Genomic DNA, 16159 nt, shown 5'->3' with positions numbered 1-16159 from the left:
TCTTGAACACATTCAGAAATTTGCCACGGTTAATATGCAAAGTGTGAGGTTACTAAGGTATATCGCTTTGTCTAACAGCACTTTTCTATGATTGGCTATTGCTTGCTCTTATCAATACGCACATAACGTGCAAATTTAGGAATACCATTTTTCGTGTAACCGTTGTAACGATAGGTCACAAGACTTCCAATTTCAGGCGGGGTTCCTCTTTGTTTATCCGTAAAACCTGTACCGATTTTAAACACCTTTCCATCGTCCGTTTTCACCACAATCGATCCCATTCTCCCTTCATGCTTACCTTTCCCCTCAACATGCCCGATCACCAAGGCTTCGGCATCGATGGCAAGTTTGAGTTTCAATACGTTGTCACTGCGGCCCAAGTCATACCCACCAGTCATCTTTCTGAGCATCAAACCTTCGCCGCCATTCTGGTCAACCTTCGTTAACAACGATTGAACGTGAGATTCACTGAGTGCAGGAAAATGCGCCACATATTGAATATGCTCGGCAGCCGTTTGATCAACAAAGCGAACCAATGCGTCAAACCTTGTCACAAAATCATGAGGCTGATTAGGAAGATCAAACAGCATATAACGAATGGATCCCCATTCCATGTCATCAGGCTTGTCATCCATAACCACTGACATCACATGCTCGAAGCGATTTCTGCCTGCCCATAGTTCACCTTCAACAGCATAATCAGGTAAATCATCAGTGAACCATGACGGTGCAGAAATCGGTGTTCCCTGACGGGTTATAAGCCGATCGCCAGTCCATATCGCCCTAATGCCATCAAGCTTTTCACTAAACAGGTAATCAGCCCAGTCGATTGCCATCCCTTGCTGATAATCCGTCGCCAACTGAACCACGAGTCGTGTTGCATGCGTTGACAGTGCAACCTTCTCTTGGTCAAGGTTGTTGCGAGAAAAACCATCAAGAAAATAACTCTGCTTTGAAAAGTCCGATTTTGATTGGTTCTCTTGTGCGAGCACGCAGGCTTGGTAACTCAATATCGACGAGATAGCGCCCGCCATGACATATTTTTTCATCGCCATTCCATAAGCAATAATTTGCTTATCATTTTCTTTATACAACGATGAAGTGCCACTTGAATGAATTATTGTGGGACTGCCTATATAGTTAGGCATTTGTTGTTGCAGTTTGATGCAAAGAAATGGCGCGTTCTCTCGATTCGCACCAAATAATTTCGGACAATATTAGTGATGTTATAAGCGAGTGATCTCAGCCAAATGCATAAATGTAAGAACCATTTTTGATGGTATTAATCACTTTCTTCGACAGATAACTCGGCAATGCAGGACAACCCCAACTTCTGCCAAGCTGACCCGTTTTCGATATGACTTTGGGATGAGCATATGCCGCTCCATGGATGACAATTGCACGCTTGCGCGCATTGTCATTAAGCCCTTTCGATAGCCCATCGAGACGCAAGGAATAACCATGTTTGCCATAATACGTTTCCGCAGCTCGATAGACGCCTATTGAGGTTTGACGAGAATTAACACGATTTGAAAAATCTTTGGCATAAAGACTACCGCTGTTTTTCCCGTGAGAAACATAAGATGAAAAAAGCGTTTTTCGTTTAGCCGCATCAAACACCCAAAAGCGCTTTTGTGAAGACGGCTTGCTGTAATCAATCAAAGTGAAAATTGACGTATCGTCTTTGTGCGTCTTGAAGTGGTTATACGCTTTCTCGAACTTATCGTAAGAGACTTCATGAGATAGCTTTAGCTCGCTATACATGGTCTTCGCACCAGGAAGATGCGAGGCAAAAGCATTTGCCGAAAAAACAAATAATGTCAGCGCAAACAGCGCTTTTACTGCCCTAAACATGTTATTCCCTATTAATTAGCACATCATTCATATCGAGTTCCCAAAAGTCACTGTTACGTTGGGAAGTATTAAATGAGTACCAAAATTCGTGCCAGCCATGGCATAGCAACGAATGGTTATTTTATTCAATAAGTTAGAATTAGTATTTTTTCTGGCTGACTGATATTCATCATTTAAGCCAGATCAAACCGACTTTGAAGGCATGTACTTGCCGCTTGTCAGCATTCTGTCGTGAAGATCTTGCCACAACGGCAAAAAGTGAGAAAGCCAGCATAACTGCTGGCTTTCTGTTTTTAAGGTAAGGTGCGTCTGATATGAAACAGCCTTGTAAAGACCTTATATGACGCTGATCGCATTTTTAATCCGCTTATCAGAAATCGGATAAGGCGTCCCTAATTGCTGGGCGAAGTAACTTACGCGTAATTCTTCTATCATCCATCGGATTTCTTTTACCGTTTCGGGGATTTTCTGCCCTTTCGGTATTTTGTTGAGTAACTCTTTGTACTCACCCACAATGGATTCAATTTTCAGCATGTGCAGACGGTCTTTGTTCGGGTCAATTGGCAATTTTTCCAAACGACGTTCAACCGCATTTAAATACCGTTGGATATCTGGCAAACGCTTCCAACCGCACTCTGTCGCGAAACCTTTAAAGATAAGGCCATCGACCTGTGCCTTGATGTCCGACAGTGCAAACGCCATAGTAAAGTCAATTTTCCCCTTCAACTTCTTATTGATGTTGAACGCCGTTGTCAGAATCTGCTCTACCTGTTTCGCAATATCTACCACAGTGTCACCCAATTCTGCGCGAACATATTCCTTCAACGCGTTGAATGCATCAGGTTCCCATTTCAGACCACCTTGCGCTTCAATCAGCTTATCCACCCCACACGCAATACAGTCATCAATCAAATCCAATACGCGACCGTATGGGTTGAAGTACAACCCAAGCTTGGATTTATTTGGCAAATTGTCATGCAAGTATTTGATCGGTGACGGCACATTCAACAAGATCAAACGACGCTGGCCTTGTTGCATGACCTGACGTTGTTCTTCTTCCGTTTCGAACAGCTTAATCCCTACCGAATCTTTGTTATCGATGATTGCGGGGAATGCTCGAACTTCAAAGCCACCGCGCTTTTGCTGGTACATCTGTGGTAGTTGACCAAAGCTCCATGTCGTCAACCCCTGCTGTTCGATGTCATCATCGGCAACTTGTGACAGGGTTTCTTGTACTTTCTCTTTCAGGCTCTCTTTTAGCGCATACAGATCCTGATTCTCGCTAAGTTTGCGGTTTTTATGGTCAACCGCGCGGAAAGAGATTTTCAAATGCTCTGGAAGCTGTGCGAGTTGCCAAGCATCACGCAGCACGGTTGTTCCCGTCATGCGTTTCAACTCTTTCTCAAGCGCATCAAGGATCGGTGCTTCCATCGGTGTCACGCGCTGAAGAAATGCAGACGCATAGTTCGGTGCAGGCACAAAGTTACGTCGTAACGTCTTGGGTAGTGATTTAATCAGTGCCACCACCAATTCATGGCGAAGCCCAGGTATTTGCCAGTCAAATCCTTCGGGTTCAACCTGATTCAGAACAGGTAGCGGGATATGAACCGTGACGCCATCGTGATCTTCCCCTGGCTCAAACTGGTAAGAAAGCTTGAGTTTCAAGTTTCCTTGATGCCAGAAATTAGGATAATCCAGCTCTGTAATGTGGCTGGCATCCCCTGCCAACAGCATGGCTTTTTCGAAGTTCAGCTTTTCAGGTTCGTCTCGGCTAACGTTCTTCCACCAGGAATCAAAATGACGCCCAGAGACCACTGTATGTTCAATACGCTGGTCGTAGAATTCATAAAGCGTGTCATCGTCGACCAAAATATCGCGGCGACGTGATTTTTTCTCAAGCTCTTCGACTTCTTCTAACAGCTTACGGTTTTGATGGTAAAACTTGTGTTTGGTGTCCCAATCGCCTTCCACCAGCGCTGACCGTATAAATATCTCGCGGCTCAATACAGCATCAATGTTGCCATAATTCACCTTACGATTAGGCACGATAGGAATGCCATACAGCATGACTTTCTCATGAGCAAAGACAGCCGCTTGCTTCTTCTCCCAATGAGGTTCGCTATAGCTGCGCTTGATCAAGTGCTTGGCAAGAGGCTCAACCCACTCAGGTTGGATCTTTGCGGCAACACGCCCCCATAACTTGGAGGTTTCAACCAGTTCCGCCACCATGACCCATTTTGGCTGTTTCTTGAAAATGCCAGAACCAGGGAAAATACCGAAACGCGCATTACGAGCGCCTTGATACTCATTCTTCTCTTGATCTTTCAGGCCAATGTGTGAGAGCAAACCGGCCAGCAGTGACGTGTGTACGGCTTGATAATCTGCGGGCTCTTGGTTGATTTTAAAACCAAGTTCATGGACAACCTGACGGATTTGGAAATGCACATCCTGCCACTCGCGAACACGCAAATAGTTAAGGTATTCTTTCTTACACTGCTTGCGGAACTGATTACCCGATAGCTCTTTTTGCTGCTCTGCGATGTAATCCCACATGTTGACGAACGACACAAAATCAGATTCTTTGTCGTTAAATCGACTGTGTTTCTCATCAGACGCTTGCTGCTTATCCGATGGACGCTCACGCGGATCTTGAATCGACAACGCCGCCGCAATCACCATGACTTCTTTCAGCGCACCCATACGTGCTGATTCCAACACCATGCGTGCCAAACGAGGATCGATAGGCAATTTTGCGAGTGCACGCCCCGTTTCAGTCAGATGTTTGTGTTCATCGTGGCTCTTGCCTTGCTTCAGTGCACCAAGCTCTTCTAGCAGACGCACGCCATCTGAAATGTTTCGGCTATCCGGTGGCTGAACAAATGGGAAAGCCGCAATATCGCCAAGCCCAATCGCGGTCATTTGGAGGATAACGGACGCCAAATTGGTACGCAGGATCTCTGGATCAGTAAATTCTGAACGCGACAAGAAATCGTCTTCGGAGAATAAACGAATACAAATACCGTCAGACACACGTCCACAACGACCTTTACGCTGATTGGCACTCGCTTGCGAGATGGCTTCAATCGGCAAACGCTGAACCTTGGTGCGATAGCTATAACGAGAAATACGCGCCGTACCCGGGTCAATAACATACTTGATACCCGGCACAGTCAGCGAGGTTTCCGCCACATTGGTCGCAAGAACAATTCGGCGTCCTGAATGCGTCTGGAACACGCGATTTTGCTCACCCGATGACAAACGTGCGTATAGCGGCAAAATTTCAGTGCCACGAAGATTGCGCTTTTCCAACGCATCCGCAGTATCTCTGATTTCTCGTTCGCCATTCATGAAGATCAGAATGTCGCCCGGCCCTTCGTCATGCAACTCATCCACGGCATCGAAAATGGCTTGAAGTTGATCGCGATCGTTATCATCGCTGTCTTCAACCAATGGACGATAACGCACTTCAACCGGATAGGTACGGCCAGATACTTCAATGATGGGTGCACCACGGAAGTGATTAGAAAAACGTTCCGGATCAATGGTTGCGGACGTAATAATCAGTTTTAAGTCTGGGCGCTTCGGCAGCAATTGCTTCAAGTAACCCAGAATGAAATCGATATTCAGACTACGTTCGTGTGCTTCATCGATAATGATGCAGTCATACTGACTCAGAAAGCGATCATGCTGTATTTCTGCCAGCAAGATACCGTCTGTCATCAGCTTAACTTTCGATTCCGCCGAGACTTGATCGTTAAACCGCACTTTATAACCGACGGTTTTGCCCAACTCAGTGTCGAGCTCTTCCGCAATACGATTCGCAACGGTACGGGCGGCAAGACGTCTTGGCTGCGTATGGCCAATCAGACCAGAGACACCCAGCCCCAACTCCATACATATTTTCGGCAACTGGGTGGTTTTACCCGAGCCGGTTTCACCCGCCACGATCACCACTTGGTGATTGGCAATGGCCTCTGCAATGTCATCTTTTTTCTGACTAACGGGCAGTTGCTCTGGGTAAGAAATTTTTGGCATAGATTGCAGGCGTTGCATACGCACTTGCATTGAACGCGCAATGTCTAAAGCCAGCTCTTCAAAGACGGCCTGACGGGCTTCGTCTTTCTTAATGCGCTGTGCCCCTTTGATGCGTTTGCTCAGACGAAATCTGTCTTTGATCATGCAATCGTCTAGTGCCGCGAACAGGGTTTTTTCGTTATTTTGATGATTTGAAGCGGTCAAAACGGTATCCAAGAAATGCTGTTAATAATGAAGATACATACACGGTACGTAGTCGCAGAACAAATGTGCGCAATACCGTCTTAAAAATTGCGACGATTCTACCACAGACCTTCTTAAACGCCCTCTTCAATCTCTGTCACGTCATCTCTCGTCTAATCCCTGAATATCACTTGAAATAAAGCGTTAGCATGAAATTAGCAGAGCCCTGTATTTACTGCATATCGTTATGCTGTCATCACCTCGCTAGCGCATTTGGGTTATGCGCCAATCCGCACTAGCTCTACCCACAGGAATAGTGAATCGCGAAAGAAACAATCTTAACGATAGAACGGTCGTATCAACTCTCTTCCTCATGACGATTATCATGTATGTGAGACAGCCAAAATTTGCATGCCAATTACACTTTATCGTACGACATACCTAGCTGGACCACGATGGAGATAACAATGACAACAGTGTATGGAATTGACTTTGATTATGTCGCTTTAGGATCTGACGAAGACGATACGTTTGAAGGCATGAACGGCAGTGATTTTTTAAATGGGCTGGACGGAGACGACGGGATCATTGGTTTTGGCGGCGATGACGTTATATTCGGGGATGACATTCCCATCGATGAGTATTTCGAAGCCGAAGCCGAGGCGTTGGAAGGCACCTTGAGTGCGCTGTATGAATCGCTCAAAGAGCAAGATTTCTCATGGGTATCACCTGAAGACGTGAACATGGCACTTTCAAGCGTTCAGCAATTCATTGCGGAAAACCCGGCGTTTCTCAATCACATCGCCTCGTTCGGCGGTGATGACACCCTTACGGGTGGCACAGGACATGACATTGTTTATGGTGGTGCGGGGGACGATTACCTAGGAGGTGGTAGCGGCGACGATATTCTCATCGGTCTGGCTGGTAATAATGATTTACTTGGTGGCGTTGGCAACGATGTTCTGATTGGTGGCATTGGTAACGATCGCTTGTTCGGAAATGACGGCACTGATTATCTCGTCGGTACCAGTGGCAATGATTTCTATATTGGTGGTGACGGGCAAGATTACTTCATGTTCTCTGGGCTAATGGAAGGCGAGCAAAGCCAAGATCGTATCGTTGATTTTGAGCAAGACAATGACATGGTGTTTTTGTTGAATATGGCAGATGATTTTGATGATTTAGACATCAATCAAGTCGGATCAACCGTTGTTTTGAACCTCTCCGATTCGCATGCAGTCACATTTAACAATGCACAGCTAACCGATTTCTCGAATGATGATTTTATTTTCTACAACGCATAGCGGCTAAATCCCTTTCCTTTCCTAAAAAAGAAAGGCTGTAGTTTGCCTTTCTTTCGTTCTTTTCTCGGTCAACGCCTCCTGCAAATCGCATTCACCTTGTCCAATGGCAAAAATACTTTGTCTTCGCTAAATATTTTGTTTCTTGCGTGAATCTTTGCCGATGGAAACAATAGATATGTTAACGAAAGCCAACGCAACGTGCCCCACCCTTCGTTAACAACTCAATAATGTCAGTTGAAACTATCATTCAAGGAGAAAAAGATGCCTACACAACATGCAAGCGCGGTTTGGGAAGGAACGCTGAAATCAGGCAAAGGCACTATGAAGTATGGGGACGTAACGGGCCCATTTACGTTTGCATCACGATTTGAAAATGGTGCAGGCACTAACCCAGAAGAACTCGTTGGCGCAGCGCATTCTGGATGTTATTCCATGTTTCTTTCAGCACTGCTTTCAGAGAAGCATTTTGACCCAACGATTAAAACATCGGCCAAAGTTCATTTAGGTGAAGATGACGGCCCAAAGATCACCTTGATTCAGCTTGAATCTAAGGTGTCAGCGGAAGGGCTCACAGACGAGATATTGCAAGAACTCGGTGCAATCGCAAAGCAAAAGTGTCCAATTTCACGACTGTTCACCGGCACTGAAATCACTCTGTCTTTATCTCTGATTTAGGACTGTCCTGCGTCATTTTCAAACAGGTATACGCCGGGCTTGTGCTCGGCGTTTTTTATATTTAGACGCCTATTGCAAACACAAATGCTGTTATGCCCTGTTAGTCGTTTTAGGCCACGCTTAATATCCCTACAATTTATACATGTTTGTTAACAATAACCTCGGCTACAATGCGTCTCAATTACCAAATAGTCACAGAAAGGAAACCTTGTGAGTCAGTTTGTTGTCTGCGCGTTATACAAGTTTGTTGAATTAAAAGATTACCAAGACCTTCAAGCGCCATTAACGGCGTTGATGGAAAAGCACCAAATACGAGGCACTTTACTCCTGGCACAAGAAGGGGTTAACGGCACGGTAGCTGCGCCTCGTGAAAGTATTGATATTTTCCTCGCTAACCTCAACGCAGACCCACGCCTTTCCGGTATCAATTTCAAAGAATCGTTCTCTGATGAGCAGCCTTTTAACCGCAGCAAAGTGAAATTGAAGAAAGAAATCGTCACCATGGGGATAGAAGGCATCGACCCCCGTCATGTGGTTGGCACTTACGTCAAACCAGCGGAATGGAACGCGCTGATCGCCGATCCTGAAGTATTTGTTGTTGATACGCGCAACGATTACGAGATTGAGCTAGGTACATTCGAAGGCGCAGTTAACCCACACACTGAAACCTTCCGTGAGTTTCCCGACTATGTTAAAGAGAACATGGATCCGAAGAAACACAAAAAAGTGGCCATGTTCTGTACCGGCGGTATTCGCTGCGAAAAATCAACAGCCTACATGAAAGAGCAAGGGTTTGACGAGGTCTATCACCTTGAAGGTGGTATTCTGAAATACCTTGAAGAAGTGCCAGAAGAAAACAGCCTTTGGAATGGTGATTGCTATGTTTTCGATGGTCGCGTTGCCGTTAATCATCAGTTAGAACAAAGCGACTATGAGCTTTGTAATGCGTGTCGCCTGCCAATCACGCAAGAAGACAAACAGAGTCCTCAGTTTGAACACGGCGTAAGCTGCCCGAAATGTTTTGGCACTCACACTGATGAACAAATCGCAGGGTTTAGAGAGCGAGAAAAACAAGTTCAACTCGCTAAACAACGCGGTGAAGTCCATGTCGGCGCTGACGCCATCAAGCATAAAAACTTAAAACGTGCACAAAAGTTATCGCTAAAAGAAAAGCAACGCTCGCGCCGTAAATAATACGATTAGAAACACTGGCCGATCCCCTCGGCCAGTTTTGCTCTGTTAAGCTTTTGAGAATCACGCCCCTCAGTCTCCATCACCTCAACTTTTACCGAACGGTATGATTTGTTCCATACCTTACTTGGCATGATGTCTGTTTCCACCGCGTTGTATTGCCAGATTTAGATATCTTTGCTCACTGTGAGCAAGGCGAGCGATAAAAAAGCGCGATAACATGCCATGCTCCCTGCCTTCGGCTTAAAAGCATTCCCAAGCAAATTCTTGATGAACAAGCCACCCATCCTGCTTCGGCGTATATTTTCTTACCGTGACAGCTACTACGTTCAGCATAAACAACACACATCCATCGCTATTCGCCCAGCAAGTCACACACCCCACACTTAAATCCCATACGAAATGTAATCGATTAACCTGCCACTCTCATTATTGAGAGATGAAAATTGTAAAAAATATTTACACTCGATGTAGGTCAGGGAAATTCAGCAATGGTTCAACGTTTCATTAATGTGCCTGTTCGGACAAGAGTTCTTCGTGTTTGGATAACAGGTATTTTCGTGACTGTTGTTAACGTGACATAGCGGCTTCTTAATTACATATCCACCAATAAGAAGCGCCCTCTGCGAATGTGCACCTGCGCAGTGGTTATTTGAGATAGACGCAATGACTGCATAACAACAGGTTGTGATTTTTTTCAGTCCAAACTGCGGTGATTGGCGAAACGACATCGTCACCATCTATTGCGATTGAAATCAATCAGTGACGTATCCACCAGCAATCAAGGGATGAAACAATGAGTGATGATAAAATAGCGGAGCTCAGAGCACTAATTAATGCACCAAGCCCAGAGTCCGACAGCAGCACCAGCAATTTGACCCGGTCTGCTCGATTTTTCAACAAACAGTGTTACGACGGCACAGATTTTGTGCAAGGAGGGCCGGAGGTTGGGCTTGGCGGAAACGAGAAATGGTTAGCGCCGTACCCCATGGTTTCACTGCCGCAATATGATAGCGTTACGCTGAGTGAAAGGCAGCAAGCGCTTGAGCAAGCAAAAATAGATAACTTTTTTGAATACGCCAAGTTACCTGGCGCTGTTATACACGGAAACGTCACCACGACTGACGTACAAGATGCTAATGAGTGGCGTTACCGAGGTGGCTTAGAAGAAGCTGAGTATAACTTCGGTGTGAATGATGCTGACCCTGACTTTGCAGGCGTCCGACTGTTTGAAGGCACTATTGCCTATCTTGAAAAAAACTTTTTAACGATAGTGCTTTCTCCAGATATCGCGGCAAAGTTTATCAACCTCCTCACTGTTATCTATAGCTCTCTGGCCGATAACAGACCAGGGCGTATCACCTTTGAAATCATGGATCCTATTCTGCTGACTTTTCCGAGCAGAAAGTGCAACAACGTGGATGAATTGGATTTCTATCCCGACTTTTGTACCACGCACCCACAGTATGAGCAGCGGATTAATCAATGGCCAAAAGCGTCATATGACAATGATTTTCGTTCTGATGATGTTGTTGGATGGTTGATGACGGCAGCGCCTACGCCAGTGTTCAATTATCTGAAACCTTACACACAACATCAGAGAAACTTTCCAGTCACGAATAAACATTTCAAACGCGTCGCGGGTTTTGAGTCTGATGATTTAGACCAAGCGATGGCAGAAGACCGACTGTTCATTTTGGATTTCAAAGATTTTCATGATGAAACCGTCGCGCCACGTAACTGGGATAATTCAGGTGCAAGGTTACATGCCGGTATTGCTTTGTTCGCTATCCCATCGAACGGAGGCACACTAAAAACAATTGCCATACAGCCAACTCAAACCCCTATCGGCCATTCATTTTGGGACAACTACAACTGGTTCTTCCTCAATATCTTTGGCTATGGCAATCAAAAATCCCCAGCATCAAGAATTATCACCCCAGCAGATAACTACTGGGCATGGCAAATGGCGAAGAACTGCATCACGACAATGACATCCATGGCCGCGGTGGTGGACCACTTGTCTACGCACGTTTACCTCGGTCCAATTCCTGTTGCCTATTTCCGAAACATCCCCAATCACCATCCTTTGCGTCCACTGCTGGACACGCACTTGATGGCGCTGGTAACCAATAACCATACAGGGATCTTTGAAGAGGTAGGTGTTCAAGTTATTGGCGAGGCCGACCCTTATGGCAACCCTTATAACGGTCTGTTGACTGGCGCTATTCAGCGTCTGTCTGGTTTCAGTAGCACCACATTTTTAAACGCCACTGTGCGAAGGAAAAACCATTACCACTTCTTCGAACACAGCACACCGTTTGATCGAATGGAAGATCCCGCGTTCTCTCAATTGGACGACTACCCACAACATGATGACAATCGTTTAATGCCCATCATCCATGAATGGGTCGATGGCTACCTTCGCTTGTATTACCACTCTGACCAAGATGTCCGTGATGACAATGAGGTTCAAGCTTTCCTTTATGAAACCACTCATGAAGGCAGAGTTCGCGGTTTCCCCGACAATGCAGATTCAATCGAAGAACTTGTCGATATTGTCGCAAGGATTGTTTACTGGATGTCCGTCAACCATGGTTTCACCAGTCTTGCATCGTTCATGAAGTTAGGCGCACTCGGTTTTTATCGTGGTCACCCTATAGAGCCGACTCACCCTTATTCAGAAAGAGATTGGCTCAACGTATGTCCACCAATGAATGTTGGCGCAGGGTTGTTCTTCTTTTCTCGTATCTTTACGGATCTGCCCGAAGACTGGCACCGCTCTTTGGGTAAATACCCCAAAGGCCAGTTCAAGCATGATTACAACGTCTATCCGTTACTCGATGTTTTCCAATCACAACTTCAGGATCTCGATGACGAAATACGTGCGAAGAACTCAGAACGCCGCTGGAGTTATGATTTGAGAATGCCTTCAACCATCACGGTCAGCCCTTGGAATTAATGACTTGGAACGACGGCTTTGACATTGAAGTTTTTGGAGACCCAATATGAAACAAATTGATTTAACACGAAGAGCAACGATGCGAACCCTTCTCATTGCAGGGGGATCTTGTCTGGCGCTGTCTCAAATCAACATTTGGAAGCAGCCAAAACGTGCATTAGCGTCAACGACAGACAATGCTAAATCGCTTGCTGCGGCTGAGGAGTTCGAATTATCGTCCCCTGAGCAAGACGTGTTCGTCGCAATAAAGAAAAACCTGACGTACTCAAAAACAGTAAAAGATGAACAGATAGCGGAATTTGCAAAAGGAATGGTTGAAACCAGCCCACCTGGCACTGATTTCAAAAAAGCCTTTGCTGGCTTGCAGCAAGAGTTCCAGTTGATGGAATATTTTATTCGCTATATCCATGCTTAATATTGATTAGAACCAACATACAATGAGGCCATATCATCATGGCCTCATTTTTTTGCGCCGTTGAGCGATACCTTCGATCTCCCCGCTTTTTATGCTCCCCAATTAACGGTGTATGGTCTACGCAGCAAATTGCTAAGAAATCACGTCATATCATACCTTTTGGCACTATTTCGGCACTCTACACCTGCCGCTACAAGGCATTCTTTGGTTGCTGATAGTCTTCTGGCACACCAAGACAAACCGATTATTCAGTTGGCACTTAACATCAATATGCACCTTTCTATAACACGGAAAGCATTTGCATTAACTAATCGAAACCATGGAGGTCAAAATGTTAATGTCACACTCCCCTAAAGTTAAGTTGTCACAAGCGGCACTGCTCGTTGCATCAATACTAAGTTTTGGTAATGCAAACGCGGCTGGCTATCAGATCGCCTTTGACTCTGTCAGCGGGCTAGGACGCGCGTACGCAGGTGAAGCGGCGATTGGCGACTCTGCGGCTGCCATGGGACGAAATCCAGCACTCATGGCACTGTTTAAGCAGGCCGAAATTTCTGGCGCCATGATCTACTTCGATGCGGATATTAATGTCACAGGAAGTTCAGATGCACTTTCATCCGATGACACGGTGCCCTCACAATTTGTGCCCTCCACCTACTATGTCCAACCTCTCAATGAACAACTGGCCTTCGGGCTTGGCTTTTACTCAAACTATGGGCTAGGAACTGATTTAAAAGATGATTTTGCCGCAGGTGACATTGGTGGCGACACCTCATTGCTGTCAGTAAACCTGAATCCTTCAATCTCTTACCGTATCAATCCTATGTTTAGTGTGGGTGCAGGTGTCAGCCTTATCTATGCAACTGGTGAAGTTAACCGCCATTACGGCGCAGCAAATCCTGTGTCTCCTTCAAGTAAAATTCTTAGTTGGGAAGCTGATGACTGGGCGTTAGGCTGGAATTTGGGTGCATTGGTTGAACTTGATGAGAACAATCGCTTTGGCTTGGCTTATCGCGCAGGTGTAGATCTGGAACTCGGTGGTGATTTCACTGACCATACTCCTGGCTTAGTCGCTATCCCCGGCGGAGGATCTGTAGACAGTCAATCAGACGTCCCCTTACCTGCTACCGTTGAATTTTCTGGCTTTCATCAACTGAACCATACATTCGCTGTGCACTACAGTGCGCTATGGACACAATGGAGTGATTACACCGAATTCAAAGCAACTGGCACGGGTTGTTCTGTTACTGGTGGCACCTGCTTTAACAAACCAGAAACGTACGACGATAGCTGGCGCTGGTCCCTTGGTGCGACATATCAGCTCAATCAAGCGATCAAACTCAGAGCGGGTGTGGCATTAGATGAAAAGGCAGGCACGACGACATTAAGCATTCCCGATCAAGACGCCTTTTGGTATGCCGCTGGCCTAAATTACCAACACAGCGCTGAATGGTCTTTTGATTTTGGCCTTGCATACATGGATAGATCAAACGAAAGCTATACGGAAACGAGTTTATTTGTGGGAGAGCAAGACTATCAAACCAAAGGTTACCTCGTGATCCTTGGGGCTCAAGCGAACTATCGTTTTTAATAGATGTTTTTGAATACGCGCTTTATATAAGCACGTCCAAAAACACGTTTAGCACCCGTTCTAATACTCGTTACCACTTTGACTCAGCCCGGTTTACCGGGCTTTTTTATGCCGTTACGTTAACATATGGTTCTGATGTATGTGCCGCTGTACCGCTTTAAGAAACATAAACTCGGTACTCAATGTGCCACCTTCTATGGACTAAAACTATTCACAAAAAAAGCCCCAACAGGCTCATGCTGGGGCGTAAAACTGTTGCGATAGCAACAGTAAAGGACAAAGAAAGGATTTGCTGCGTTGGTTAATCAAAGCGCATTGGGTTTCACCCTCAGCTCACGTCGTAAAATCTTACCCACGGCTGATTTAGGCAGTTCGTTAACGACAGTGATCTTTTTTGGTATTTTGTAGGCAGTTAGATTCTCACGGCAGTATTGCTTGATCTCCCCAATATCAATGGATTCTGTTGCTGTGATATAGGCGTCGACGGCTTCGCCAGTGATCTGGTCTGGCACACCAACCACGGCAACTTCTATAACGTCAGGATGTGAACACAACACTTGTTCAACCTCGCTGGGGTAAACGTTAAAACCGGACACCAAAATCATGTCCTTGAGTCGGTCAACAATTTGGATACAGCTATCATCCAAAATCATTCCCATATCTCCGGTTTTAAAGTAACCATCAGCGGTTAAAACCTCTGCGGTTTCTTCAGGGTTCTTCCAGTAGCCTTTCATCACCTGTGGGCCTTTTACAACGATTTGCCCCACATCTCCCTGCGGCACTGGCGAATCATTTACATCCCAGATCTCGACCTGTGTTCCAATCAGAGCCTGCCCCACTGTCCCATAATGCTCTTTACCGGGGTAATTGATACTAATCACTGGCGATGTTTCAGACATGCCATAACCTTCGGTGATCTCCCCGCCCGTCGCCTCTTTCCACGCCATTCTGGCGCTATCGATAAGCGCGGTGCCACCCGATACCGTCATTTTTAAATGGGAAAAATCTAGCTCACGAAAGCCCGCGTGCTGGCACAAACCAACGAACAACGTATTAATGCCAGCCATACCTGTAAATTTGTGGGGTTTAATCAAGGCAACGAAGCTATCTAAATCCCTTGGGTTTGGGATCAGGATGTTGGCATGACCCTGAGAGAAAAACAGGATCAAATTCACCGCAAACGCGTAAATGTGATAAAGCGGCAAGGGACAGACAAAGATCTCTTTACCCGGCTCAATCGTGGTAGATAACCTTTCAGACAATTGCATCGCATTGCTAAGTACAGAGTGATGGGTCAAGCAAGCGCCCTTTGCCCTTCCTGTGGTTCCCCCAGTGTATTGCAACATGCACACGGCATCGGGCGGAACGATAACAGGCATTAATGTTTCACCTTCACAGGCAGCCAAGGCGCTGTTTAAATCGGTCTGATTAATGTCTTTTTGGCATTCAATATTTGGCAACTCGCCTGCGGTGGTGTAAATCACCACGTCGATATCGGTTTGATCAATAATCCCCGAAAGCTTTTCAGCAAACGGAGAAAAAATCACAATGGCTTTGGCGCCTGAATCAGAAAATTGGTGCAGCATTTCTCGCTGTGTATATAAAGGATTGGTATTCACCAGCACGAGTCCCGCTCGCAATGCTGCAAACGCGACAATAGGAAACTCAAGAATGTTAGGCAGCTGAATGGCGATGCGATCACCCGGTTGCAGCGCGGTATGAGTTTGGAACCAGCACGCTAACGCTCTGGATCTCTCTTCCACATCACGATAGCTAAGTTGTGCGGGCCCACAATAGAACGCTGTTTTGTCACCGTACTCTTCACATGCCTGCACGATAAAGCGCGCTAGGTTTGTACTGTAATTTTCACTGTCAGTTCGAAACACGGGGAATTCTCCTTTTCGTCAAACCAAACCCAAGCTAGGGCAACTGTCTCGCCAGAGGTCTCT

The 16159-nt window shown here is 45.9% G+C and carries 10 protein-coding genes; 6 read left to right on the top strand and 4 right to left on the bottom strand.

Translation table 11 applies throughout. The annotated features are described in order from the left end of the window. Positions 1-95 precede the first annotated feature (95 nt). The 3 genes from ACED36_RS10550 to hrpA all read right to left on the bottom strand — a co-directional run bounded on the left by ACED36_RS10550 (position 96) and on the right by hrpA (position 6093). On the bottom strand, positions 96-1049 hold the full coding sequence (locus ACED36_RS10550; RefSeq protein WP_017006474.1) for a DNA ligase: 954 nt from the start codon (positions 1047-1049) through the stop codon (positions 96-98). A 193-nt stretch (positions 1050-1242) separates the two neighbouring features. Next, positions 1243-1854, bottom strand: coding sequence for a murein L,D-transpeptidase catalytic domain family protein (locus ACED36_RS10545; protein WP_017002733.1), 612 nt, complete (start codon positions 1852-1854; stop codon positions 1243-1245). Positions 1855-2190: 336 nt separating this feature from the next. After that, complete coding sequence (hrpA, locus tag ACED36_RS10540; RefSeq protein ID WP_371733222.1) at positions 2191-6093, bottom strand: ATP-dependent RNA helicase HrpA; 3903 nt, start codon at positions 6091-6093, stop codon at positions 2191-2193. Between the two features lie 446 nt (positions 6094-6539). On the opposite strand from hrpA, the gene ACED36_RS10535 reads away from it, so the two are divergent. From ACED36_RS10535 to ACED36_RS10510, 6 genes are all read left to right on the top strand, one after another. Continuing rightward, entirely contained in the window at positions 6540-7376 is an 837-nt protein-coding gene (locus tag ACED36_RS10535) for a calcium-binding protein (RefSeq protein ID WP_016962099.1), read from the top strand. A gap of 261 nt (positions 7377-7637) precedes the next feature. Next, complete coding sequence (locus ACED36_RS10530) at positions 7638-8051, top strand: OsmC family peroxiredoxin (protein ID WP_016962098.1); 414 nt, start codon at positions 7638-7640, stop codon at positions 8049-8051. 210 nt (positions 8052-8261) lie between these two features. After that, the gene (locus ACED36_RS10525) at positions 8262-9245 is read left to right on the top strand and encodes a rhodanese-related sulfurtransferase (protein ID WP_016962097.1); all 984 of its coding nucleotides are present in this window, start codon (positions 8262-8264) and stop codon (positions 9243-9245) included. Positions 9246-10038: 793 nt separating this feature from the next. Next, on the top strand, positions 10039-12204 hold the full coding sequence (locus tag ACED36_RS10520) for a lipoxygenase family protein (protein WP_016962096.1): 2166 nt from the start codon (positions 10039-10041) through the stop codon (positions 12202-12204). Between the two features lie 46 nt (positions 12205-12250). Next, positions 12251-12619 (top strand): hypothetical protein, encoded by a 369-nt coding sequence (locus ACED36_RS10515; RefSeq protein ID WP_016962095.1) that lies wholly within the window; start codon positions 12251-12253, stop codon positions 12617-12619. Positions 12620-12950: 331 nt separating this feature from the next. After that, positions 12951-14210 (top strand): outer membrane protein transport protein, encoded by a 1260-nt coding sequence (locus tag ACED36_RS10510; RefSeq protein WP_017006477.1) that lies wholly within the window; start codon positions 12951-12953, stop codon positions 14208-14210. A 305-nt stretch (positions 14211-14515) separates the two neighbouring features. Here ACED36_RS10510 and ACED36_RS10505 read toward each other — a convergent pair whose 3' ends face one another. Then, the gene (locus ACED36_RS10505) at positions 14516-16096 is read right to left on the bottom strand and encodes an AMP-binding protein (protein WP_371733221.1); all 1581 of its coding nucleotides are present in this window, start codon (positions 16094-16096) and stop codon (positions 14516-14518) included. Positions 16097-16159: the final 63 nt, after the last annotated feature.

Source organism: Enterovibrio sp. FF113 (genome assembly GCF_041439165.1).
GTDB lineage: Bacteria > Pseudomonadota > Gammaproteobacteria > Enterobacterales > Vibrionaceae > Enterovibrio > Enterovibrio norvegicus_A.
The sequence above is the reverse complement of the archived record's forward strand: the minus strand, read 5'-3'. Positions and strand labels throughout refer to the sequence as shown.

Coding starts and splice junctions, on each gene's coding strand:
- ACED36_RS10520 (WP_016962096.1), top strand. CDS start 10,039: ATGAGTGATGATAAAATAGCGGAGCTCAGAGCACTAATTAATGCACCA.
- ACED36_RS10530 (WP_016962098.1), top strand. CDS start 7,638: ATGCCTACACAACATGCAAGCGCGGTTTGGGAAGGAACGCTGAAATCA.
- ACED36_RS10510 (WP_017006477.1), top strand. CDS start 12,951: ATGTTAATGTCACACTCCCCTAAAGTTAAGTTGTCACAAGCGGCACTG.
- ACED36_RS10550 (WP_017006474.1), bottom strand. CDS start 1,049: ATGAAAAAATATGTCATGGCGGGCGCTATCTCGTCGATATTGAGTTAC.
- ACED36_RS10545 (WP_017002733.1), bottom strand. CDS start 1,854: ATGTTTAGGGCAGTAAAAGCGCTGTTTGCGCTGACATTATTTGTTTTT.
- ACED36_RS10515 (WP_016962095.1), top strand. CDS start 12,251: ATGAAACAAATTGATTTAACACGAAGAGCAACGATGCGAACCCTTCTC.
- ACED36_RS10535 (WP_016962099.1), top strand. CDS start 6,540: ATGACAACAGTGTATGGAATTGACTTTGATTATGTCGCTTTAGGATCT.